The sequence below is a fragment of the Paenibacillus peoriae KCTC 3763 genome (assembly GCF_000236805.1).
GTDB lineage: Bacteria > Bacillota > Bacilli > Paenibacillales > Paenibacillaceae > Paenibacillus > Paenibacillus peoriae.
Genome location: NZ_AGFX01000011.1, coordinates 41,121 through 65,551 on the forward strand (window position 1 = coordinate 41,121; position 24,431 = coordinate 65,551).

Genomic DNA, 24,431 nt, shown 5'->3' on the forward strand with positions numbered 1-24,431 from the left:
AGACATCAATGATATCTTTGGAAACACCGCGAGATTATCGCGAAAACCCGTTTATCGTCATTTGGGAGGTAACGCGAGCTTGTGCTTTAAAATGCCTCCATTGTAGAGCGGAAGCCCAGTATAAGCCTGATCCTCGTCAGCTGACATTAGAAGAGGGCAAGCGACTGATCGATCAAATCGCTGAAATGAATCATCCGCTGCTGGTTTTCACAGGCGGAGATCCTTTGGCGCGCCCTGATTTATTTGAGTTGGCTCAATACGCCATCGATGAGAAAAAGCTGTCGGTTTCCATGACTCCGAGTGCCACTCCTAAAGTGACACGAGCAGCGGTTGAAAAAGCAAAGCAGGTTGGCTTATCCCGATGGGCTTTTAGCCTGGACGGCTCATGCGCAGACATTCACGATCATTTTCGGGGAACTGTGGGCTCTTACGCTACGACCATGCGCGGAATCGGCTATTTGAAGGAAATGAACATTCCTATCCAAGTAAACACGACCGTGTCCCGGTACAACCTTCACGATCTGGAGCAGATTGCAGAGAAGGTAAAGGAAATGCAGGCGGTGTTATGGAGCTTGTTTTTCCTTGTTCCAACCGGGCGTGGTATGGAGAAGGATATGATTACTCCTGATGAGCATGAAGCAGTAATGAAGTGGTTGTATCAAATACAGCAGCAGATGCCTTACGGTGTAAAGGCTACAGAAGCGCCTCATTATCGGAGAGTTGTACTGCAGGAAAAGCGTATAGCCAGTAAGCAGGGAGCAGCCTTCGAGCCCAAAAGGGCAGATGTGTTGGGACGCGCCCCTAAAGGCGTGAATGATGGAGATGGATTTGTTTTTATCAGTCATATCGGTGAGGTATACCCGAGTGGTTTCCTGCCCCTTGCATGCGGTAATGTACGAGAAGATAGCCTAGCACATATTTATCGGCACTCTCCGATCATGAACAATCTTAGAGATAAGTCACAGCTTAAAGGAAAATGTGGGGTCTGCGAATTCAATACAGTCTGCGGAGGCTCCAGAGCAAGGGCCTATGCAGTAACAGGAGATTATCTGGAGAGTGATCCCTACTGTGCATATATACCTCCTCGAGCTAAGGAAGGAAAAGTATTTTTATGAAAAAGAGTTCTAAAAAAGTTGTTATTCTAGGTGGAGGAATAAGTGGTCTAAGCGCTGCCTTTTATGTGAAAAAGCTGGCTGAGGAGAAGCAAATGGAGGTAGAGATTACGCTGGTTGAGAAAAGCGATCGGCTAGGCGGAAAGCTGCACACCATTCGTCAGCATGATTTTCTGATCGAAAAAGGACCGGATGCTTTTCTGGCCAGAAAAACGGCTATGCTGGAGCTGACCATGGATTTGGGATTGGAATCAGAACTGGTGCCGACAAACCCGAAGGCCAAATCTGCCTCCATTTTGCATAAGGGCAAGCTGCACACCATGCCGATGGGCTTTATTTTAGGCATTCCAACAAAGTTAACTCCCTTCATTCGGACGGGGCTGATTTCTCCACTGGGAAAAGCGCGCGCAGCCCTGGATTTAATCCTTCCCGCAAAGCAAGGTGATATGGACGAATCTCTGGGAGATTTTATTAAGCGGCGTCTTGGCAAAGAAGTTTTGGACCAGATTACAGAGCCTCTGCTATCTGGAATTTACGCAGGTGACACGTATTCTCTCAGCTTAATGTCAACCTTTCCTCAATTTAAGCAGATGGAACAAAAGCATCGAAGTTTGATTATAGGTATGGCTAAGGGAGCGGGCCGAAAGCCGGGTGCATCTGACCGATTGCCGGAGATCGCCAAGAAAAGCATGTTTCTTTCCTATCGGCAAGGATTATCTACCATCGTGGAGCGGTTAAAGGAGAGGCTGCATACCGTACATTTTGTTATGGGACAGGGTGTGGCTGAAGTAACAAAAGAAGACGGTTATCAGGTCATCCTGGATCATGGACAAGTCATAGATGCAGATGCAGTGATCTGTGCTGTTCCAGCCTTCGAGGCGGCTAAATTATTTTCCGGTGTTGCGAGTGCCAGCTTGCTCAATCAAATTAACTATGTTTCGGTAGCCAATATTGCGCTTGCTTATAAAAATACAGAGCTTAATCTTTCCTTTGAGGGAACGGGATTTTTGGTACCGCGCAAGGAAGGTAAAAGGATTACAGCATGCACGTGGTCCTCGACCAAGTGGAGCCATACTGCTCCAGCAGGTTATACGCTGTTACGGGCATATATCGGACATGCAGGTGCACAGGAATGGATGCAGATGACGGATGATGAGCTTGTGGATGTCGCGCGCAAAGACTTGAAGGATTTAATGGGCTTGAAAGCGGAGCCGGAATTCGTCGAAGTTAGTCGGTGTAATGAATCGATGCCACAATATCCGATTGGTCACAAAGAGCACATGGCAAAGGTAAGACATGATTTGTCACAGCATTTTCCAAATGTGTTTTTGTGTGGTGCCGGTTATGAAGGCGTTGGAATTCCGGATTGTGTCGCTCAAGGGAAGGATGCCGCTGAACAGCTGATCTCAGCTTTGTAAAGAAGGCTATTTCCTGCTTTAGAAGAGGGAACTCCCTAATGGGTTCAGATTGAAAGGAGAGGTAGAGTTGAAATGAACAATACAATAACTTGAAGGCAAGATAGGGGAGTAGAAAATGATCCAGTTAACGGAAGAAACATGGGTTGCTGATATTGTGAAAGAGGTTCCCAAAACGGGAGATTTATTTCGTAAACTGCGGATTGACTTTTGCTGTGGCGGGAAAATACCACTCCGGGAAGCGGCTGCCAGCCGCGGGCTGCATGCTGGTGAACTGCTGGCACAGGTGCGTGAAGTGGCTGAAAGTCAGGCGCAGCATAAGCAAATGCAGCCGTCCTCACTCGAAACCAAAGAGCTAATCGCCTATATTCAGGATACGTATCATACCAGGCTTCGCGAGGAACTATCGGCACTCACGCCGTATGTAACCAAACTAACGCGAGTTCATGGCGAGCGGTATCCGCATCTACAGCGAGTGAATGAGCTTTTTACCTTGCTTAAACAGGAGCTATCCGACCATATTCAGAATGAGGAAAACGTTGTGTTTCCGATGATTCAAGTGTTTTTACAGGAATCGACAGTGGAAGGGGCAAACGCGTTGAATCCGTATGTATCCAAGCTGCAAGATGAGCATCAGGATGTGGTGGAGTTGCTCAAGGAGCTGCGCTTGATAACGAACGGCTTTGAGCCGACACAGGAAGCTTGTGGTACGCACCGACTTGTTTTGAGACGGTTAGAGGACCTGGAAGCAGATATTTTCAATCATATTCTTCTTGAGAATTGCACATTAATCGAACGTACGAGACAGGCGCAGCTCGAAATGTAATTATACAAGCTTCCCTTTGGCAGAGGGGGGCTTTTTTGTACCTTTCCATAGAACAAGGGATTTTCTATACCGCTATAGGACATTCCCTAATGGGAACAAAGATGAATGAATTACATAATGGGAGTATGCGAATGAATCTAAGGAGCGTTGATCATCGATGAAAAAAAAATACAGCCTCAATTTCTTTAAGCCGATCGAGAGTTATTCCGGAAACTGGTCAATCCTTGAGGAAAAAAATAGAGAATGGGAAAACGTGTACCGTCAGCGTTGGTCTCACGACAAAGTAATTCGTACGACGCACGGTGTTAACTGTACTGGCTCCTGTAGCTGGAAGGTTTTTGTTAAAAACGGCATCATCACCTGGGAAAATCAGCAAATTGATTATCCTTCCTGCGGTCCAGATATGCCAGAATTTGAGCCGCGTGGATGCCCGCGTGGTGCTTCATTTTCCTGGTATGAATACAGTCCGTTACGTGTGAAATACCCTTATATGCGCGGCAAGCTATTGCGACTGTGGTAGGAAGCGATCAAGGAGCATAGCAATCCGGTAGACGCATGGGCGAGTATTGTAGAAGACCCTGAGAAAGCCAAGCTCTACAAATCGGCACGCGGAAAAGGCGGCCATGTTCGTGTGGCTTGGGACGATGTCCTACGCCTGATCTCGGCGCAATTGATTTATACCATCCGTAAGTACGGTCCTGACAGGATTGCAGGCTTCACGCCAATTCCGGCGATGTCGATGATAAGCTACGCCTCGGGAGCACGGTTCATTTCATTGCTTGGTGGGGAAATGTTGAGCTTTTACGATTGGTATGCCGATCTTCCGCCTGCTTCTCCTCAAATTTGGGGTGAGCAAACGGATGTACCTGAATCTTCTGATTGGTACAACTCGAGTTACCTGATCATGTGGGGATCGAATGTGCCGCTTACCCGGACACCGGATGCCCACTTCATGACGGAAGTGCGTTATAAAGGGACGAAGGTTGTGTCGATAGCACCCGATCTGGCGGAGAATGTGAAGTTCGCTGACAATTGGCTTGCCCCTAATCCAGGTACAGATGCTGCTGTAGCACAGGCTATGACGCATGTCATTCTGGATGAGTTCTACAAAGAACGCCAAGAACCGATGTTCATTAATTATGCCAAGCAATATACAGATATGCCATTTATGATCCTGCTTGATCCCCATGAGGGAGCCTGGAAAGGTGGACGTTTCCTACGGGCAAGTGATCTGGGAGATGCTTCGCCGCATGCCGACTGGAAACCGGTCATATACGATGAAGCGACGAAGGAAATGTTGGTTCCGAATGGTACGATGGGACAGCGCTGGGAGCAGGGCAAGAAATGGAACCTGATTCTGGAGCGGGAAGATGGAACGAGAGTTGAGCCCGCGCTCACGGTGGAAGGTCATGACGAGCAATGGGAAGAAATCGTATTCCCTTATTTTGATAACTCGGGTAATGGAACGTTCAAACGTGTGATTCCGGCTAAAAAAGTACGTCTGGCAGATGGTTCGGAACGTTTCGTAGCGACCGTATACGATCTGATGATGAGTCAGTATGGTATTGCTCGCAACGACAGCCCTCATAACGCCAAGGATTATTACGATGCGGATTCACATTATACCCCTGCCTGGCAGGAGAAGATCACAAGTGTCAAGGCATCGGTTGTGGTACAGATTGCTCGGGAATTTGCTCAGAACGCAATCGATACCCAAGGGCGTTCCATGATCATTATGGGAGCGGGGATCAATCATTGGTTCAATAGTGACACCATCTATCGGTCGATTTTGAACCTGGTTATGCTGACTGCTTCTCAAGGTGTGAACGGTGGGGGCTGGGCGCATTATGTAGGTCAAGAAAAGTTGCGTCCCATTGAAGGCTGGTCCACGATTGCCTTTGCCAAAGACTGGCAGGGACCAGCTCGATTGCAAAATGCCACTTCATTCTTCTATTTTGCAACAGAACAGTGGCGATATGAAGAAAGCGGCACGGATTCGCTGAAATCACCGACGGGCGGAGATGTCAAATATCAGCATCCGGCAGACTACAATGTGTTGGCAGCCCGTTTGGGGTGGATGCCTTCTTATCCGCAGTTTAACAAGAACAGCCTGTTGTTTGCCGAAGAGGCGGCGAAGCTGGGCAAGAAATCAAACGCGGACATTATTAATCACGCTGTAGAAGAGGTTAAATCGCAAAAGACTCGTTTCGCGGTTGAAGATCCAGGAGCAGCAGAGAACTTCCCGCGTTCACTCTTTATTTGGCGCTCCAACCTGATTTCCAGTTCGGCGAAGGGGCAGGAATATTTCATGAAGCATCTGCTCGGAGCCTCCGATGCGCTGCTTGCCCGGCCGAACGAAGAGCAGAAACCCGAGGAAATCGTCTGGCGGGAAGATGTAGAAGGAAAGCTTGATCTGGTGGTTTCACTTGATTTTCGGATGACAACAACCCCATTGTACGCGGATGTTGTACTCCCGGCTGCAACCTGGTACGAGAAGACAGATTTGTCCTCGACAGACATGCATCCGTTCGTGCATCCATTTAATCCTGCGGTTAATCCTCTTTGGGAATCCCGCTCGGACTGGGATATCTACCGTCATCTATCCGAAACTTTCTCGGAAATGGCCAAAGAGCATCTGCCAGGAATATATAAAGACGTTGTGACTGCACCGCTTGGACATGACTCCATAGGTGAAATTTCGCAACCGATGGGTCTTGTCAAGGACTGGACGAAGGGCGAGGTCGAAGCCGTTCCGGGTAAAACCATGCCGAATTTCAGCATTGTAGAACGCGATTATACGAAAATATACGATAAATATATCTCGCTCGGTCCAAATTTGGCTACCGGGAAGACAGGTGCGCACGGCGTTAGCTTCTCGGTGGCTGATGAGTATGAGGAGCTGAAGAAGCTGAACGGAGTCTACTACGATGAGTCCATTAAAGACGGACTGCCGAAAATCCAGACAGCCCGCCAAGTGGCCGATACGATTCTTCATCTTTCGTCGGCAACCAATGGCCGTGTCTCGCAAAGAGCTTATGAAGAGGCGGAAAAGGAACACGGTGTTAAGCTGATGGACATCTCGGCCGACCGTGCTGCTGAAAAAATCACGTTCCAAAGTATCACGGCACAGCCGCGTGAAGTTATACCGACACCGGTGTTTACTGGATCAAACAAGCAGGGACGCCGCTACTCGCCATTTACAACGAATATTGAACGTCTTGTTCCGTTCCGTACTTTGACAGGAAGACAGCATTTCTACATCGATCATGAGATTTTCCAGCAGTTTGGGGAGTCGTTGCCAGTCTATAAACCAACTCTGCCACCAATGGTATTCGGCACGCGTGATCGGGAAATCAAGGGCGGTCAGGATTCACTTGTGCTTCGTTATCTGACTCCACACGGTAAATGGAATATTCACTCCACCTACCAGGATAACCAGCATATGCTTACGCTGTTCCGCGGAGGTCCTACGGTATGGATCAATAACGAAGACGCAGCGGCCCATGACATTGCCGACAATGACTGGTTAGAGGTGTACAACCGCAACGGTGTCGTAACTGCACGGGCAGTTGTCAGCCACCGGATGCCAAGAGGAACGATGTTTATGTACCATGCTCAGGACAAGCATATTCAAGTGCCGGGCTCCGAAATCACGGATACGCGCGGGGGCAGCCATAATGCACCAACAAGAATTCATCTCAAACCAACCCAGATGGTTGGCGGATATGCTCAGCTAAGCTACGGGTTCAATTATTACGGTCCGATCGGGAACCAGCGTGATGTGTACGTAGCGGTACGTAAAATGAAGGAGGTTAACTGGCTTGAAGATTAAAGCTCAAATTGCCATGGTCATGAACCTGGATAAATGTATTGGCTGCCATACGTGCAGCGTGACGTGCAAAACAACTTGGACAAACCGCAAAGGCGCGGAATATATATGGTTCAACAACGTGGAAACCAAACCCGGCATTGGCTATCCAAAGCGCTGGGAAGACCAGGAGCAATATAAGGGCGGCTGGCAGCTTCGCAAAGGAAAGCTTGAACTAAAATCAGGCAGCAAGCTGTCCAAGATAGCGCTGGGCAAAATTTTCTACAATCCCGACATGCCGGAAATGAAAGATTATTATGAGCCTTGGACTTATAATTATGAGCATTTGACCAACGCAAAAGAGCAGAAGCATTCTCCGGTAGCGCGTGCGCATTCCGCAGTAACGGGCGAAAAAATGGATCTGAATTGGGGCCCTAACTGGGAGGATGATTTGGCGGGGGCCCATGTAACGGGGCCACTTGATCCGAATATTCAGAAAATCGAAGAAGAGATCAAATTCAATTTTGAGAAGTCGTTCATGATGTATCTCCCTCGGCTTTGCGAGCACTGTCTGAATCCAAGCTGTGTCGCATCCTGCCCTTCAGGCGCGATGTACAAACGGGACGAGGACGGAATCGTGCTCGTGGATCAGGAAGCCTGCCGCGGCTGGCGGTATTGCATGACAGGTTGTCCATACAAGAAAGTGTACTTCAACTGGCAAACGAACAAAGCGGAGAAATGTACCTTCTGTTTCCCACGTGTGGAAGCCGGGTTGCCAACCGTCTGCTCCGAGACATGTACTGGACGAATTCGCTACCTCGGTGTTCTGCTGTATGATGCGGACCGAGTGCAGGAGGCTGCTTCTATGGAGGATGAGAAGGACCTGTATAAAGCGCAATGCGACCTGTTCTTGGACCCAAGTGATCCGGAGGTAATTGCTCAGGCGAAAAAAGATGGTCTCTCGCAAGACTGGATTGAGGCCGCTCAGAACTCGCCGGTCTACAAGCTTGCTATTGAATACAAGCTGGCATTCCCGCTTCACCCGGAATATCGCACGCTGCCTATGGTCTGGTATGTACCGCCACTTAGCCCGATCATGAATTACTTTGAAGGAAAAGACTCGATCGAGAATCCGGATATGATTTTCCCGGCTATCGAAGAAATGCGTACGCCCGTTCAGTATCTTGCCAATATGCTGACGGCGGGCGACACGGTTACGGTGAAGGAATCCCTGCAACGGATGGCTATGATGCGCGCCTATATGCGTGCCCAGTCCATCGGACAATCTTTCGATGAAAGCCGTCTTGAGCGCGTCGGTATGACACCACGTCAGGCGGAGCAGATGTACCGACTGTTAGCCATTGCCAAGTATGAGGACCGCTTCGTCATTCCGACATCACATAAAGAGAGTTATGACAATCCATATCGCGCCCAGGGAGCTACTGGTTTCGGCGACACCTTAGGGAATGTGGAATCTTGTGGTTCTGGCGGCTGTAGCGGCTGTAGCCTGGGAAGCTCAATGGGAAGCTCAATGGGAAGCTCAATGGGAAGCTCAATGGGAATGGAAGAGCCTTCAAAAACAGGCAAGCAAATGTATGAAGAAAACTTCTACGGGGGTATTTGGCGTGATTAATGTAGCGAAGCTGTATGAATGCAAGCCTTCATTCGGGTTTTTCGCCCAACAACTCATGTACCCGGAAAAGCTGGATTTTCATCCGGCTTTTCTGGAAGCATCATTTGACCCAGGTCATCCTGCGTATACGCACGCTAACAAGTACTGGTCTCTTATGCAAGAATTCAGCATGGAAGAGATTCAGGAGATGTATACGGAAACCTTCGATTTTCAAAAAAATTGCGCACTATATATGACTTACTTCAAGTTCGAAGATGCAAAAGAAAGAGGACAAATGCTGGTCAAGTTAAAGGTTTTGTATGAGATGTACGGTCTTGAAATGCCAGATGGAGAGCTGCCGGATTACTTGCCGCTTATGTGTGAATTTCTGTATGCTGCCGAATGGTTACAAGATCCGAAGACGACAGAAAACTTCCGCATGCCTGTCGCGATTTTGGAAGACGGCACCTATCATTTGCTTAAAGCGCTGGAAAAAATGGAAAGCCCGTATTTTCATCTGATCAAGGGGCTGCGCGAAACGCTTAAAACTTGCGTAGAACAGGAGGCAGCCACGCTATGATGCTAGAGCAGTTTTTGTGGGTTATTTTCCCTTACATGTGTTTGGTTATCTTTATTGTTGGCCATATTTTTCGTTACAGAACGGACCAGTTCAATTGGACAGCGAAATCAAGTGAATTTATTGAAAAGAAACAATTGATGATCGGCAGTCTCTTATTCCACCTGGGAATTATTCCGGTTATTTTCGGTCACATATCCGGTCTGGGTATTCCAAAAACCTTGATGCACGCATTGGGTGTAAACGATCATCTGTATCACATTGGGGCAGTATATATTGGTGGCATATTTGGAGCTATAACGTTCCTCGGTATGTTGATTCTCACCTTTCGCCGTTTTACAATGCGCAATGTACGCCGCTTAAGCTCAGCTTCTGATTTGATTGTAAACTTAATGCTTTTTGCCCTTGTATGCATGGGGATGTTTGCGACTCTTGTAACGAACGCAGTACAGCCTGAATTTGATTATAGGGAAACCATCTCGATCTGGTTCCGCGGTTTATTCATATTCCGTGTCGACCCGTCACTGATGAGAGACGTACCGTTGTCTTTCAAGCTTCATGTACTTATGGGCTTTGCCATTTTTGCATTCTGGCCGTTCACCCGGCTTGTTCATGTATGGAGTGTTCCATTGAATTATGTGCGCAGAAGTTATATTCTGTACAGAAGACATAAATCGAATTAGGAAAGCGGGCGCTGCCTTCTTTCCTAATTGTAATTAGGAGAGAGTGATGAATAATAGGATGGATTATCAAAGGGAGCTTGAGCGAATTCGCGAGCATTTCGGTTATGATTTCATGGCGCTTGCTCTTGTTGAACCGGCCGAATATCAATACGTAATTAAATGGAAAAATGCGGCCGGGAATTTAAATGATCGCTTTAAACGGATTGTGTTGAAATCCGGAAAGGGCATAGCAGGAGTCGTGTTTAAAACCGGAAAATCCATTTTCATTCCATCTGTTTATCAATTTGTGGGTGCAGACAACCTGTTTAACTATCCTATCGTCCAATCCGAGAGGCTCCAGAGTCTCGGGGCTGTACCCCTGTGGAATGATGCTCGCGTTGCGGGTGTACTGCTAGGTGGATTTCGTAAAGAACAGCTGATGACTGAAGCCATGATGCGCGATTTGGAAGCCTTGGCGCGGAGAGGAATTGGAGAACTGAACGGGAAGGAAGTGATATAAATTGACATTGTCTGTAGGGACCGACTCTTTGAGTTCGCTAATGCTGAAATTGTTTGAGAACAGTACAGAAGCTATTTTCTTTTTTGATAGACAAGGGGATACCCTGGCTATGAACCCGGCTGCTGAAGAGATCGTGAGGGATGACGTCCTCATTCAACTCTATGAAGGGAAGGAAAAAGCTTTATGCGGAACATGCAGAGGTTATACAAGCGACACAGAGCCCCGCACCTGTCTTGATTGTTATTTCAATGTGCCCGAATCCAAAAATTTCGCTTCTTTCCAGGTCTATTTGGAAACAAAGCGAAACGGAATGGTTCCCTTTGCCGCTTCTTTTCACACGATTGATTCTGAAAATGGAATTCGGGTGTTGATGCTGAGAGATTTGACCCCGCAATTTCAGACGCAAGAAAAATTGTATCAAAACAAAATGATGAAGCATGTCATTGAAGCGCAGGAAAGTGAGCGTAAGCGGCTTTCCAGGGAGCTGCATGATAGCGTTGCTCAGGAATTGATGAGCGCGGTTGTTGAATTACGAGTGTTAAAATATATGACGGATGATGACCAGCTCCTCAAAAACATGAAGCAGACCGAAGCATCCATGACGCGATTGCTGGATGATATCCGCAACCTGTCTGTGGAACTCCGTCCTGCCACTCTTGATGATTTTGGGCTTGAAGCAGCCTTCCGTTCCCACTTCAAGCGGATCGAGCAAAGCTATGGTCTGGTGGTTGAGTTCGTATCCGATCTTCCCCGCAAGCGTTATGGAAGTGAAATGGAAACCGTCATTTACCGTGTTTGTCAGGAGGCCGTTCTCAATGCCTTGAAGTATGCCCAGGTAGACACGATCAAAGTTTCTTTATCCGAGCATGATCATGCGCTTCGTTTGACTGTAGAGGACAATGGAATTGGCTTTGATAAGGGGGGCAAGCCTATTGGAACAGGGCTCGGTTTATACGGTATGCAAGAGCGGGCAGAGCTGGTAGGCGGAAGTTTTGGTGTCCTTTCGAATGTTGGCCAAGGAACCAAAGTCTTTTTACAAATTCCGATTGGACATGGGGAGGAATAGAGACTTGATCAAAATTGTGTTAGCAGATGACCATGCGATTGTACGAAGCGGATTTTCCATGATTCTCAACTTCCAATCGGATATGGAGGTTGTCGGAACGGCTGCAGACGGAATTGAAGCGTACACAATGGTAGCTAAATGTAAGCCGGATATTCTAATCATGGACCTTAGCATGCCGCCAGGCGAAAGTGGATTGATCGCTACAGGCAAGATTAAGGAGGACCATCCTGATACTAAAATTTTGATTCTGACCATGCATGACGATGAAGAATATCTATTTCATATTTTGAAGAGTGGCGCTTCGGGATATGTTTTGAAAAATGCACCGGATGAGGAGCTATTGCTTGCCATACGAACCATTCATGGGGGTGGAACTTATATCCATCCTAAAATGGCCACTTCTCTCGTTCGTGAGTTCATCAAGAAAGATACAACATCACAAACAGAAGATCCGTTTGAGATCCTCACCAAGCGGGAATTGGAGATTCTCCCTTTGGTCGCAAAGGGATATGGTAACAAGGAAGTTGCTGAAAAGCTGTTCATCTCTGTCAAGACGGTGGAAGCGAACAAAGCCAAAATCATGGAGAAGCTGAACTTAAGAAGTCGGCCTGAGCTGGTCCAATATGCATTAAAGAAAAAAATGCTGGATTTTTAAACCAATGAAATGAACGTTTTGTGAAAAATATCTCTTGAATAAACGAAGTCGTTTCTAGTAGAGGCGGCTTTTTTTATTTTCAGGGACTCCCCTGTTAGGGAAAGGGGAGTCCCCTATATTCGTTAAGAGCAGCTAGCGGCTACAATGGGGACAGAAAAATTAAAACAATATTCGACAGAAAAAACGTTGGAAAAGGTGAGTTAAATGATTAGAAAGTTGCAGTTGCCACTACAAACAATGAACTTGATCCTTGGATTCAGTGTATGGGTTATCATTTCTTCCCTCATGCCGTTCATTACTGAGGACATTGCTATTCCATCCGGAAAATTGGCCATGGTCACGGCGATTCCGGTCGTGCTCGGATCGATTCTGCGCATTCCATTAGGTTATTATGCCAACATCTTCGGAGCAAGAATCGTTTTTCTCGTTAGCTTTATTTTGCTATTGTTTCCGGTCTACTATATCAGTGAAGCTTCCACGATGATGGATTTAATTATCGGTGGCTTGTTCCTTGGGATTGGCGGAGCGGTGTTCTCGGTTGGGGTGACTTCGCTGCCCAAGTATTATCCGAAGGAAAAACATGGCTTTGTCAACGGGATCTATGGTGTGGGGAACCTGGGGACAGCAGTAACTACCTTCTCCGCTCCGATTGTAGCGACGCAGGTAGGGTGGGCACTTACAGTCAAGCTGTACCTTATTTTATTGCTTGTTTTTATTGTTTTGAATTTCTTCTTTGGGGACCGTCATGAACCTAAAGTAAAAACGCCGATTATGGAGCAGATCAAAGGGGTTTATAAAAATGAAAAGCTTTGGTTTTTCTCGCTCTTTTATTTTATTACGTTTGGTTCATTTGTAGCGTTCACGGTGTACTTGCCGAATTTCCTGGTATCAAATTTTGAGCTGACTAAAGTGGATGCAGGGATGCGTACAGCAGGCTTCATTGCGATTGCGACATTCTTCCGCCCCATTGGTGGGTGGCTGGCGGATCGGTTTCAGCCTCTGTTCCTGCTGGTAGGTACGTTTGCCGTTTATACGGTCGCTGCGATTCTTTTGGCTTTTTCACCAGGGATTACCCTTTATACAGTAGGCTGCTTGGCTATCGCTGTATGTGCGGGAGTCGGGAACGGTGTCATTTTCAAGCTGGTTCCATTCTATTTTAATAAGCAAGCAGGCATAGTGAACGGAATTGTATCGATGATGGGCGGCCTCGGTGGCTTTTTCCCTCCGATCTTGTTATCGTCGATTCATGCCGCAACTGGTCATTACTCGATTGGATTCATGCTGCTCTCCCAAGTGGCGCTGGCTAGCCTGATCCTTGTCATATGGCTGTATTATCAAGGACGCTTAACTGCGGCTACCGAAGCGATCGATTCGATAGGGCAAGGAAACTCTAAGAAACAAAAAGAAATCCAAAAGTAACCGAAAGACATCGAAAAAACTTAAGATTGACGATCATTCTTCAGCGTTAGGGGGCATTGTGATGAATGAACGTTATTCAAGACAGATCTTGTTTAGACCCATCGGCGGTGAAGGACAGCGTAATCTGTCCGCAGCTGTTGTCACCATTATTGGTTGCGGGGCGTTGGGTTCCGCTATTGCCGAAACACTGGTAAGGGCTGGTGTTGGGGAGCTTCACCTGGTTGATCGTGATTATGTGGAACTGTCGAATCTGCAACGTCAGCAGCTGTTCACGGAGCAGGATGCTGCGGAAATGCTGCCCAAGGTCATGGCTGCCGAAAAAAGACTGAAAGCCATACGAGAAGACGTACGTTTGTACACATATCTCGACAACCTGGATGCCGAGCTTGTTCAAGAGCTTGCTGGCAAAAGCACATTGTTGATGGATGCTACGGACAATTTTGAAACCCGCCTACTTATAAACGATGCCGCACTGAAGACCGGAATTCCATGGATTTACGGAGCCTGTGTTGGAAGCACGGGCGTCGTTTTTCCTTTCGTACCGGGCGAGTCGGCCTGTTTTCGCTGCCTTCTGCCATCACTGCCGGCGATCAATCAGACCTGCGATACGGCTGGAATTATTTCGCCCGCAGTCCAGGCGACAGCCGCCCTCCAATGTGCAGAAGCCATGAAGTGGCTGACCGGTAGACGTGATAAAATGCGCCGCAAGGTTCATCTATTTGATCTCTGGGAGAACACACAGATGGACATAGGGATTTCCCGCATCCGTAACCAGGATTGTCCAACCTGTGGAGAACACCCTGCATTTCCTGCACTGACTGCACCGCGTCGCTCGGCGTATGCTGCGCTGTGTGGACGGGATGTCGTGCAGGTTCTTCCGGACCCTAATCGTCCGATTACACTCGATGATGCTGAGAAAATGGGCAGACTTATGGCCGAAAATGTAAAAAGAACTCCTTATTTCGTTGAGTTCTATGCCTTTAAGCATCGAATGATTTTATTCAAAAACGGAAGGCTTCTCATTCACGGTATTGGAAGTATTGCCAAAGGTCAAAAGCTATATCATCAGTTGTTCGGCTGAACATGAGAATGCAGATATAAGACGCAGAAGTTATTAGATAGAGTTTGTCATCATAGAATGGTTTGCACGGTGGCTGGAAGGTGGAAAAGATGAGTGTTTTTGAAATCGTGACTGAGCCTATTGTTCCGCAGACTTATGCGGATTATGTCCTAAGGCCGGAAGCGGGAGCAGTGACCGTGTTTACTGGGCACGTCCGGGAGTGGACCGAAGGTGTACGAACCTTATACCTCGCTTATGAGGCCTATGTGCCCATGGCCCAAAAAAAGCTCGCGGAAATTGGTCGCGAAATCGAAGAAAAATGGATAGGGACCAAAGTGGCTATTGCACACCGGATTGGCGAGCTTCAAATCGGTGATATTGCCGTTGTCATTGCCGTTTCTTCACCACACCGCTCGAATGCGTATGAGGCGAATGAATATGCGATCGAACGAATCAAAGAAATAGTCCCAATATGGAAACAAGAGATTTGGGAAGATGGAACGCAGTGGGTCGGAAATCAAAGGAAAAAGCCGAAGGAGATCATTTATGATTAAGCTGTACTATTTTGCAGGACTCCGTGAGGTGACGGGAAAAGCTGAAGAAATGGCAGATTTGGCAGGCCAAACTGTAGGCGACTTATACAATTGGATAACAGATCAATATCCAGCTGTGTCAATCAGTTCTGTACGAATTGCATTAAACGAGGAGTACGCGTTGCCCACGGATGTGGTGCAGGATGGAGACGTTATAGCCTTTATTCCGCCAGTCAGCGGCGGCTAATGAGAACGATGCTAAACAACTAGAAAGGAGGGGGCGTATGAATTTTCATCCACTGAAAGACACGTTGCAGCGGCCGATTCGTGACCTGCGTATATCGGTTACGGACCGCTGCAATTTCCGCTGCTCCTATTGCATGCCCAAAGAAATTTTCGGTGACGATTACGCCTTTCTTCCCCAAAATAAATGTCTGTCGTTTGAGGAGATTCACCGGCTGACGAAGCTCTTTGTATCTTTGGGTGTAAAAAAAATCCGACTCACGGGCGGCGAACCATTAATGCGCAGGAATCTACCCGACCTGGTCTCCCAAATCCTGTCCATTGACGGAGTGGAAGATGTCGGCTTGACCACCAACGGTATGCTGCTAGGACAGCAGGCTAAGCCTCTCTATGACGCGGGGCTACGACGGCTTAATGTCAGTCTGGACGCTCTGGACCCTGAGCTGTTTGGGCGGTTGAATGGGCGGGGGATTAAGCCTGATGTTATTTTGAAGCAGATCAAACATGCAAGAGAAATCGGCTTTGAAATCAAGGTCAATATGGTAGTTCAAAAAGGCGTTAATGACTCGGAAATTTTGCCGATGGCTGCTTATTTTAAGGAGCAGAGAATAACCCTTCGCTTTATTGAGTTTATGGATGTAGGTAATGACAACGGATGGAGCTTCAAAAAGGTACTAACCAAAAAAGAAATCGTTGAACGACTTAAGAATGCGTACGAGCTGGAGCCAGTGGACCGGGATTACTTTGGAGAAGTGGCAAAGCGTTATCGTTATAAAGACAGCGATGCACAGGTTGGCTTTATTACTTCGGTTTCTGAATCGTTTTGTTCATCCTGCACACGTGCCCGCTTATCGTGCGATGGCAAGTTTTATACATGTTTGTTTGCTTCAGGCGGATTTGACCTACGCCAGATGCTTCGTAATGGTGCGAATGACCAGGAATTACTCGATGTGATTACTTCAGTATGGGAACAACGCACAGACCGGTATTCCGATGAACGTACTGAACAGACAGCAAACAACAAAAAAAAGATTAACATGTCCTACATTGGTGGTTGACATTTTATACCAGGGAAATGTGCTGTATTAATTGTGATCGTCCCCAGAAAAGAAAGCGCAAACATTTTTGTTGGCAAAGCTTAAATTAAGTGTTATTATGATCTTGGGATTGTTACTGAAAAGGCAAAACCCGAGGCATGGAACTTATATTTCCATGTGTTGGGTTTTGCCTTTTCATTTAGCGTACTAAGCTTTGCGATATCCTGCACGATATGAATATTTGGCCCAGCCATAACGCAGAAAGGTGAGTGATGTTAAGCCTTACAAGTGCTGAACAACAAAGATGATGACGTCAACCAACAAAGCGACAGCCGAGAAATGATGCAGGACGTGGTTAACCGACTAATATCCATTTTTACAAAACGGAATATCAGATCGGTTTGGGAGCACTCAAGATCATTCAGGGAAAACGTAAGGCTTTTATCTCTTGAAATGAATGCGTTTTCATAATATGGAGTTGTAAATCGTCACCTTTCCATTTTGGTTTACGACGAAGGTTTGATCGGCTATTACCGTCTTGTGACCTATCTGAAATTTCGCCCAGCATCTAAATCCTTTTTTTAATGATTGTGGGATAAGGGGGCAGTTAGATGATCATAACGAAGATATTTAATAATAACGCCATAATAGCCAAAGATTCAAAAAGGGATGAATTTGTTGTTATGGGCCGTGGTATTGCATTCAAAAAGAGTGCAGGAGAGCAAGTAGAAGAGCAGTTAATTGAAAAGGTGTTCGTGCTTAAACAAAAAGATGCTTCAGAGAAATTTAAATTATTGTTAGAGGATGTTCCTACAGAATATGTTTCGTTATGCTATGACATCATTGAATATGGAAAAAGCATATTAGAAGCACAATTGAGCGATTATATATATGTTTCGCTTACGGATCACATGAACAATGCATTTAAAATGTTTGATGAAGGATTTAAAAATACTAATCCGTTAATTTGGGAAATCAAAAAATTTTACCCCAAGGAATTTGGGGTTGGATTAAAAGCACTGGACTTTATTGAAGATGAAACGGGCAAACGCTTGTCAGAAGATGAAGCAGGTAATATAGCTCTTCATTTAATCAATGCTCAAGTAAACAGCTCCTACAATAAGGTAGCAGATGTTGCACAGCAAACTCAAAAAATACAGGATATCTTAAATATTATTAAATACTCTTATAACACGACCCTGGATGAACACTCGATCGGCTATGAGCGATTTGTTACACATTTAAGATTCTTCTTTCAGCGATTAAATAAAAAAGAAAAAACAGAACTGGAAGACGATTTTCTGTGGAGGCAAGTGAAAGCAAAGTATAAAAAGGCCCATGGCTGTATGCTGAAGATCGAGAAATACTTGAACACGGTATTGTCAGATGAGGAAAAGCTGTATATCACGATTCATATTCAGCGTTTGACCCAAAGACAAAATTAAATAACACTTGGATTGTTACTGGTAATGCAGGCGAAACCAACCTAGATCGAATTGGATCTGTTTGGTTTCGCCTTTTTTATAAATACCAGTATTTTGTATAAATCAATTCCCTTGAAAGCACATTATATGGATAGGCTATTATTACTGATTTAAAACTCTCTCGGGATTGATACAAAATACCAAATACATCTAAAGGGGAACTTACGATGAAGTATGAGACATTAGCAAAAGACATCATCAAAAATGTCGGCGGCAAAGAAAATGTGAATAGTCTAACTCATTGTATTACACGTTTGCGTTTCAAACTAAAAGATGAAAGCAAAGCCAATACAGACGTTCTGAAAGATATGGATGGTGTTGTCACGGTGGTAAAGAGTGGCGGACAATACCAGGTTGTTATAGGGAACCATGTACCTGAGGTTTATGCTGATGTTGCTGCTATAGGCGGCTTCCAGGCAGCTTCGGAAGAAGCGTCAGATGAAAAAATGAGTTTGTTTAATAAATTCATTGATACCATTTCAGGTGTATTCACACCAACGCTCGGTGTCTTGAGTGCCACAGGTATGATTAAGGGATTTACTGCCTTATTTGTAGCTTTGGGTTGGCTTACCAACACATCAGGTACTTATCAAATTCTCAATGCTTTAGGTGATTGTTTATTTTACTTTTTCCCGGTTTTCCTGGGATACACGTCGGCTAAAAAGTTCAATGCCAACATTTTTATTGGTATGGCCATCGGGGCATCGCTTGTTTATCCAACCTTTAGCACGATAACAGCCTCGGGCAAACCGCTATATACTCTATTTAGCGGTACTATATTTGAGTCGCCGGTATATATCACCTTCCTAGGTATTCCGGTCATTCTGATGAGCTATGCATCAACCGTTCTTCCGATTATCATATCCACCTATGTAGGCTCAAAAATAGAAAACTTCTTTAAAAGAGTAATTCCTAGCGTAGTGAGAACATTTTTGGTTCCATTCTTCACACTGTTGGTTATTGTTCCGTTAGCGCTGATTGTGATTGGACCGCTTTCGACTTGGGCAGGTCAACTGCTTGGGGCAGGCACCCTCTTTGTGTATAACTTGAGTCCGATTATTGAAGGTATACTCATGGGCGCTTTCTGGCAAGTATTTGTTATCTTTGGCTTACACTGGGGACTTGTTCCTATCGCGCTTAACAACTTGGCAGTGCTCAAATTCGACCCGATCCTGGCAGCGACGCTCGGAGCTTCCTTTGCCCAGACGGGTGTCGTACTGGCGATTTTGTTTAAAACTAAAAACGCAAAATTAAGATCTCTTTCCATTCCAGCAGTCATTTCGGGGATTTTTGGTGTTACAGAACCCGCGATTTACGGGATTACATTACCGCGCAAGAAACCGTTTATTTTAAGCTGTATAGGGGCTGCAGTAGGTGGCGGTATTATAGGGGCGATGGGAACAAAAGGGTACATCCTCGGTGGCTTGGGTATTTTCGCCATTCCAAGCTATATCAGCCCTGCAGGAATGGACAGAGGATTTTATGGAGCGGTTATTGGTATCCTGGTAAGTTTTGTGTTAGGTTTCCTGCTGATGTTCTTTAGCGGATTTAAAGATGATGAAGTGAAAGAGACCAAGAAGGAGGATCGTACAACAGGAGGAGCACAAGGAGAAGTTTTGGTAAAACAGGAGACAGTGATCAGTCCGTTAAAGGGTGAAGTGAAGCCTTTATCTGAAGTACCCGACGAAGCCTTTTCGACAGGTGCCCTGGGTAAAGGAGTTGCCATTGAGCCTTCCGAAGGCAAGGTTGTTGCACCAGTAGATGGCGTATTAACCTCATTCTTTTCGACAGGTCATGCGATCGGAATTACAAGTGATCACGGTGTCGAAGTCCTTATTCATGTAGGCAAGGATACAGTCAAACTAAAAGGCAAGCATTTTTACCCTAAAGTAAAACAGGGGGATGCTGTTAAAAAAGGACAGCTGCTCATGGAGTTTGATATGGAGGCTATTAAAGAGGCAGGTTATGTTCTGACCACACCTGTGATCGTTGCCAATACGGCGAATTATCTGGATGTCATTGAAACAGAGAAAAAATCGATTGAGTATCAAGAAGACCTGTTGACCGTTGTGGTCTGACCCTATGGGAAAGTAGCATTTTGATTATGCGCCTAGGCTTCCAACGGGCTTTTGTACGAAGCCGGAGGGAGCCTGGGCAACAAAAATGGAGGAGGAATTAAATCATGAAAAATACACCGCATATGGAATTTCCGCAAGGCTTTTTATGGGGAGGGGCAACGGCTGCCAACCAATTTGAAGGTGGGTATAATGAAGGAGGTAAAGGATTAAGCACCGCTGATGTAATAACAGCCGGAACGCATACAACCTCACGAAGAATTACACCTGTGTTGGAAGAAGGAGTGAATTATCCAAGTCACGAGGCTATTGACTTTTTCCATCGCTACCAAGAGGATATCCGTTTGTTTGCGGAAATGGGATTCAAGGTTTTTAGAATGTCCATTGCGTGGTCAAGAATATTTCCTAACGGAGATGATGCGGAGCCAAATGAGCAAGGCTTGCAGTTCTATGATCGTGTATTCGCAGAATTGAAAAAGTATAATATTGAGCCTTTGGTTACGATCTCCCATTATGAAGCACCGTTTCATTTAACCCAAAAATATAATGGCTGGTCAGATCGCAGAGTCGTAGATTTTTATGTGAGATATTGTGAAGTGCTTTTTAACAGATACAAAGATGTCGTGAAATACTGGTTAACCTTTAATGAAATCAATATTTTAACCTTGTCCTTTGGCGCGTTCATGGCTGGAGGTATGATGCCGGAGGGGAATGGAGAGCTTGCCCATGCTACAGTGAAGGATGAGCAGGATCTGTATCAAGCTTTGCATCATCAATTTATTGCCAGTGCAAAGGCAGTAAAGCTGGGGCATGAAATCAACAAGGATTTTAAAATTGGCTGTATGATTGCTTATATGTGTTCCTATCCGCTTACTTGTCATCCTGATGATGTTCTGCTGGCCCAACAAAAGGATAACTTGAGTAATTTCCTATGCTCAGATGTTCAAGTAAGAGGAGCTTATCCGGGATTTGCCAAGCGTTATTTTAGAGATCATAACATTCAGATCAACATGCAAGAAGAGGATGAGAACATCTTAAAAGAAGGTCGCGTAGATTTCTATACCTTCAGTTATTATTCATCTACCTGTGTCAGTGCCGATCCCAACCAGGAGAAGGTGGGAGGAAATTTATCCTTGGGCTTAAAGAATCCCCATTTGAAAGCAAGTGCCTGGGATTGGCAAATTGATCCACAGGGATTAAGATGGTCCCTCAATAACATTTATAACCGATATGAAATCCCGTTAATGGTTGTTGAAAATGGTCTTGGCGCCGTAGATACAGTGGAAGAGGATGGTTCCATTAACGATGATTATCGCATTGATTATTTGAAGCAGCACATTGAACAGATGAAAGAGGCCATTGCTGATGGAGTAGAATTAATAGGCTATACTCCGTGGGGATGCATCGATCTGGTAAGTGCAGGAACCGGTGAAATGAAAAAGCGTTATGGCTTCATTTATGTCGATAAGGATAATGAAGGCAACGGTACACTTGCCAGATCCAGAAAGAAGAGTTTCCATTGGTATAAGAACGTGATAGAAACGAATGGAGAACAGTTGGATTAAATTGTAGCGACTGATTTGCGAGTGGAGTAGGAACCCAGAAACGGATTTTAAAAAAAGATATAGCCAGCGCGTGCCGATGTTCCATGGGTACGCGCTGTTTCATTTCCCTGGAATGAAAACAGTCTGGAGATCTGGTCAAATCGTTCATATTCAGCTATGATTATTGATAATGATTCTCATTTATAGGTTCAGGCTGAATGAATACATTTGAGGTGAATGCTTGTGAATTCAAGTTCATTATCATTAATATACCAGCGCTATTTGGAAAAAACTCCGTTTAAGCAACAGAATGAACATACCTATATGATTTTGCCGGAAGCGGGTCATGGGCATATTTACCGGGTTACAACATATAGCGGAATTGAAATTGTGTATTCACATATCCAATACTATGATCCATACCCGACCCAATTTGCCTCCAGTGGACAAATGATTGAGCTTCAATTTGCGCTTTCCGGGAAACGTCATGTGAGTGTAGACGGTCTTGATTATACACTTCCGATAGGGCGGGGAGCCCTTATTTTTTTGCAGGATTTTAAAGCGTATTTTGAGCCTCCGGTTCATGAGCAATACACATCATTTGCACTCGGCATCCCTGTCTCATTGTTTAATTATGCAGCCTCGCAGCTGATGGCTCGTCAGCAGGCAGCCATTGAATTTGATCAAATTCTCAAGGGAGCTGCATTTCATCATTTTGATTTTGAACTGGATCACAGAAGCAAAGTGATGATTGAGCATTTGATAAAAGATCTGAAAAGTGTGCATAGATCCCCTTTATTAATGGAGGCAGCGGCATTAGAGATTTTAAACAGGTATATGATTCAATTATTTGATTTAACGCCCATGCCTGAAGGGTTGTCCAAAGAAGATGTCAGAAAGCTGCATCTGGCCCGGCAAATCCTTGAATCTAGCATGATTGATCCTCCCTCACTGATCACATTATCCAGAAAAGTTGGCCTTAACGACTTTAAATTAAAAAAAGGATTCAAAGCGTGCTTTGGAACTACTGTATTTGAATATTTGCGCCAAATTCGTCTGGATTATGCGATGAAGCTGCTACGAAGCCAGGAAAGCAATGTGACAGAGGCTGCGATGGCTGTAGGATATAGTAATGTGAGTGCATTTTCAGAGCAATTTTTCCGGGAATATGGAGTAAAGCCATCGGCAATAAAGAAAGTATTTTAAAATTAAAATCCGTTTAACCGCAGATTTATCCGTATATAGGCAGTAGGCTTGTGATATGCTCCGTATACTTCTGCATAAAGAGACATCTATATTGCAGAGGAGTGTATGAGGATGAATAGAATCAAAGGGAGTATCTTTTTCAGTGTTTTTGTGGCTATGCTAGGGCTAATGCTCATTGCTCCGATTATGCCACCCCTTATTCGTGAATTGGGGTTGAGAGAAAGCCATTCCGGATTAATAATATCGCTTGGGTCCATAACGATGGCCTTAATGGCTCCAGTATGGGGAAATCTGAGTGATGTAAAGGGACGCAAGCCTGTGATCCTGCTTGGTTTCATAGGGATGTGTGTAAGCTGCCTGCTGTTTACGCTCACTCTTTATGGTGGATTACATGGATGGATTAAAGGTGGGCTGCTCTTAGTTCTGCTGATTGTTACACGCGGTTTGATCGGAGGCTTTATCCCGGCGGTGCTGTCATCGTCTCAAGCCTATATGGGGGATGTAACAGAGGGAGAAGAGCGTGGGAGTGGTATGGCTATTATTAGTGCGGCTAATGGGCTTGGGCTGGTATTTGGCCCCGCTATTGCAGGTGCCTTTACTCTAATAGGACTGCTATGGCCCTTATATTTTGGAATTGTCATTGCCGCTGTTGCATTTGTGGTGTCTCTACTGGCGATTCCGGCTGCCAAACCCGTTATTCAGCAAAAAACAGCCCGGATTAACCCTTTCCAGCCTAGCCTAAGAATATATTTGCTTGCAGGCTTGGTTACGATGATTAGCATTATGACTATTCAGGTTATAGGTGGTTTTTATTTTCAAGATCAACTAGGTCTTACATCCGAAGAAACAGCAAGAGTAGTTTCTTTTGGGCTCATGTTCTCCGGGGCAGCGATGCTGATTGTGCAGATTATCCAGATGAAATGGCTTAAATGGCAGCCGAAGCCGATGATTTTGCTTGGTTCTCTGTTCCTGATTACTGGCATGGGATTATTTCTGATTTCAACCAGCTTGGCCGTTTACTATGCAGCGTTTTTTATGTTTGGTATAGGTACAGGCTTGCTGATGCCCGGATTTATGGCCGGTGCCTCTCTTTCGGTCAGTAAAGAACAGCAAGGGGGAGCCGCAGGTCTGGTAGCTGCAGTACAGGGAATTTCCGCGATCATTGCTCCTATTTTGACGACCACTCTGTATCGGGTAGACAAATATATTCCCTTTGTGCTTATAGCCGTTTTGGTAGCTGCTATGGCTATCATGATGTTGGGAGTGAGAAAAAGTGGAATGAGAAGATACTTATAGATATAAAGGCCCTTTGTCCTGTTGGATGAAAGGCCTTTTTGCATTTTATATACATTAATATGAAAATGCGATACTGCTTTACTGTAATGTTGTCATGTTTTTGATTTTTTTCATTAATACATAACATTTAAATAACATAGTAAGTTGCTTTAGTGCGCGAAAGACAAAATTCGTCACTATTTTTAGCTGTTCAGGACGTGGAACCTAGCGCTCTTCCCTAGTACAATTATTCAAAATAACAACAAGTGAAAAGAAACATGACAGGAAGAAAGGGATTAAGA

The 24,431-nt window shown here is 45.3% G+C and carries 19 protein-coding genes and 1 pseudogene; all 20 read left to right on the forward strand.

The annotated features are described in order from the left end of the window. Positions 1–8 precede the first annotated feature (8 nt). Positions 9–1,115 carry a TIGR04053 family radical SAM/SPASM domain-containing protein gene (locus KQI_RS0102585; RefSeq protein WP_010345146.1) on the forward strand — a complete coding sequence of 369 codons (1,107 nt, stop codon included), beginning with the start codon at positions 9–11 and terminating at the stop codon, positions 1,113–1,115. After that, positions 1,112–2,530, forward strand: coding sequence for a protoporphyrinogen oxidase (hemY, locus tag KQI_RS0102590; protein WP_010345147.1), 1,419 nt, complete (start codon positions 1,112–1,114; stop codon positions 2,528–2,530). The genes KQI_RS0102585 and hemY overlap by 4 nt, the downstream gene beginning before the upstream one ends. A 115-nt stretch (positions 2,531–2,645) precedes the next feature. After that, entirely contained in the window at positions 2,646–3,353 is a 708-nt protein-coding gene (gene ric / locus KQI_RS0102595) for an iron-sulfur cluster repair di-iron protein (RefSeq protein WP_010345148.1), read from the forward strand. 157 nt (positions 3,354–3,510) lie between these two features. Next, positions 3,511–7,185: pseudogene (locus KQI_RS26635) on the forward strand (nitrate reductase subunit alpha). Further along, entirely contained in the window at positions 7,175–8,794 is a 1,620-nt protein-coding gene (narH, locus tag KQI_RS0102605; protein WP_010345151.1) for a nitrate reductase subunit beta, read from the forward strand. Before KQI_RS26635 ends, narH begins: the two are co-directional and overlap by 11 nt. Next, entirely contained in the window at positions 8,787–9,353 is a 567-nt protein-coding gene (gene narJ, locus KQI_RS0102610; protein ID WP_010345152.1) for a nitrate reductase molybdenum cofactor assembly chaperone, read from the forward strand. The genes narH and narJ overlap by 8 nt, the downstream gene beginning before the upstream one ends. Beyond that, the gene (gene narI, locus KQI_RS0102615) at positions 9,350–10,033 is read left to right on the forward strand and encodes a respiratory nitrate reductase subunit gamma (RefSeq protein WP_039774172.1); all 684 of its coding nucleotides are present in this window, start codon (positions 9,350–9,352) and stop codon (positions 10,031–10,033) included. The genes narJ and narI overlap by 4 nt, the downstream gene beginning before the upstream one ends. 46 nt (positions 10,034–10,079) lie before the next feature. Beyond that, positions 10,080–10,532, forward strand: coding sequence for a GAF domain-containing protein (locus tag KQI_RS0102620; RefSeq protein ID WP_029390003.1), 453 nt, complete (start codon positions 10,080–10,082; stop codon positions 10,530–10,532). 1 nt (position 10,533) lies between these two features. Further along, a complete protein-coding gene (locus tag KQI_RS0102625) occupies positions 10,534–11,598 on the forward strand; it encodes a sensor histidine kinase (protein WP_010345156.1) in 1,065 nt (354 codons plus the stop codon). 7 nt (positions 11,599–11,605) lie between these two features. Next, complete coding sequence (locus tag KQI_RS0102630; RefSeq protein WP_039774269.1) at positions 11,606–12,253, forward strand: response regulator transcription factor; 648 nt, start codon at positions 11,606–11,608, stop codon at positions 12,251–12,253. A 204-nt stretch (positions 12,254–12,457) separates the two neighbouring features. Beyond that, complete coding sequence (locus tag KQI_RS0102635; protein WP_010345157.1) at positions 12,458–13,672, forward strand: nitrate/nitrite transporter; 1,215 nt, start codon at positions 12,458–12,460, stop codon at positions 13,670–13,672. Positions 13,673–13,733: 61 nt separating this feature from the next. Further along, positions 13,734–14,753 (forward strand): ThiF family adenylyltransferase, encoded by a 1,020-nt coding sequence (locus KQI_RS0102640; RefSeq protein WP_010345158.1) that lies wholly within the window; start codon positions 13,734–13,736, stop codon positions 14,751–14,753. Between the two features lie 89 nt (positions 14,754–14,842). Continuing rightward, positions 14,843–15,286, forward strand: a complete 444-nt coding sequence (locus tag KQI_RS0102645; protein WP_010345159.1) for a molybdenum cofactor biosynthesis protein MoaE — start codon at positions 14,843–14,845, stop codon at positions 15,284–15,286. After that, a complete protein-coding gene (gene moaD, locus KQI_RS0102650) occupies positions 15,279–15,512 on the forward strand; it encodes a molybdopterin converting factor subunit 1 (RefSeq protein ID WP_010345160.1) in 234 nt (77 codons plus the stop codon). Before KQI_RS0102645 ends, moaD begins: the two co-directional genes overlap by 8 nt. A 37-nt stretch (positions 15,513–15,549) precedes the next feature. Beyond that, positions 15,550–16,566, forward strand: coding sequence for a GTP 3',8-cyclase MoaA (moaA, locus tag KQI_RS0102655; RefSeq protein ID WP_010345161.1), 1,017 nt, complete (start codon positions 15,550–15,552; stop codon positions 16,564–16,566). A gap of 590 nt (positions 16,567–17,156) precedes the next feature. Further along, on the forward strand, positions 17,157–17,990 hold the full coding sequence (licT, locus tag KQI_RS0102660; RefSeq protein ID WP_010345162.1) for a BglG family transcription antiterminator LicT: 834 nt from the start codon (positions 17,157–17,159) through the stop codon (positions 17,988–17,990). A 206-nt stretch (positions 17,991–18,196) separates the two neighbouring features. Then, positions 18,197–20,107 (forward strand): beta-glucoside-specific PTS transporter subunit IIABC, encoded by a 1,911-nt coding sequence (locus KQI_RS0102665; RefSeq protein ID WP_010345163.1) that lies wholly within the window; start codon positions 18,197–18,199, stop codon positions 20,105–20,107. Between the two features lie 104 nt (positions 20,108–20,211). After that, positions 20,212–21,669: a glycoside hydrolase family 1 protein gene (locus KQI_RS0102670; RefSeq protein WP_010345164.1), complete on the forward strand. Its 1,458-nt coding sequence runs from the start codon at positions 20,212–20,214 to the stop codon at positions 21,667–21,669. Positions 21,670–21,891: 222 nt separating this feature from the next. After that, entirely contained in the window at positions 21,892–22,854 is a 963-nt protein-coding gene (locus KQI_RS0102675) for a helix-turn-helix domain-containing protein (RefSeq protein WP_010345165.1), read from the forward strand. 111 nt (positions 22,855–22,965) lie between these two features. Then, positions 22,966–24,150, forward strand: coding sequence for an MFS transporter (locus KQI_RS0102680; RefSeq protein ID WP_010345166.1), 1,185 nt, complete (start codon positions 22,966–22,968; stop codon positions 24,148–24,150). Positions 24,151–24,431 lie beyond the last annotated feature (281 nt).

Bases quoted from the DNA above. Each gene is read 5' to 3' on its own strand.
- KQI_RS0102635 (WP_010345157.1), top strand. From the start codon at position 12,458: ATGATTAGAAAGTTGCAGTTGCCACTACAAACAATGAACTTGATCCTT.
- moaA (WP_010345161.1), top strand. From the start codon at position 15,550: ATGAATTTTCATCCACTGAAAGACACGTTGCAGCGGCCGATTCGTGAC.
- ric (WP_010345148.1), top strand. From the start codon at position 2,646: ATGATCCAGTTAACGGAAGAAACATGGGTTGCTGATATTGTGAAAGAG.
- KQI_RS0102585 (WP_010345146.1), top strand. From the start codon at position 9: ATGATATCTTTGGAAACACCGCGAGATTATCGCGAAAACCCGTTTATC.
- KQI_RS0102620 (WP_029390003.1), top strand. From the start codon at position 10,080: ATGAATAATAGGATGGATTATCAAAGGGAGCTTGAGCGAATTCGCGAG.
- hemY (WP_010345147.1), top strand. From the start codon at position 1,112: ATGAAAAAGAGTTCTAAAAAAGTTGTTATTCTAGGTGGAGGAATAAGT.
- narI (WP_039774172.1), top strand. From the start codon at position 9,350: ATGATGCTAGAGCAGTTTTTGTGGGTTATTTTCCCTTACATGTGTTTG.
- moaD (WP_010345160.1), top strand. From the start codon at position 15,279: ATGATTAAGCTGTACTATTTTGCAGGACTCCGTGAGGTGACGGGAAAA.
- KQI_RS0102665 (WP_010345163.1), top strand. From the start codon at position 18,197: ATGAAGTATGAGACATTAGCAAAAGACATCATCAAAAATGTCGGCGGC.
- KQI_RS0102640 (WP_010345158.1), top strand. From the start codon at position 13,734: ATGAATGAACGTTATTCAAGACAGATCTTGTTTAGACCCATCGGCGGT.
- KQI_RS0102645 (WP_010345159.1), top strand. From the start codon at position 14,843: ATGAGTGTTTTTGAAATCGTGACTGAGCCTATTGTTCCGCAGACTTAT.
- licT (WP_010345162.1), top strand. From the start codon at position 17,157: ATGATCATAACGAAGATATTTAATAATAACGCCATAATAGCCAAAGAT.
- KQI_RS0102670 (WP_010345164.1), top strand. From the start codon at position 20,212: ATGAAAAATACACCGCATATGGAATTTCCGCAAGGCTTTTTATGGGGA.
- KQI_RS0102680 (WP_010345166.1), top strand. From the start codon at position 22,966: ATGAATAGAATCAAAGGGAGTATCTTTTTCAGTGTTTTTGTGGCTATG.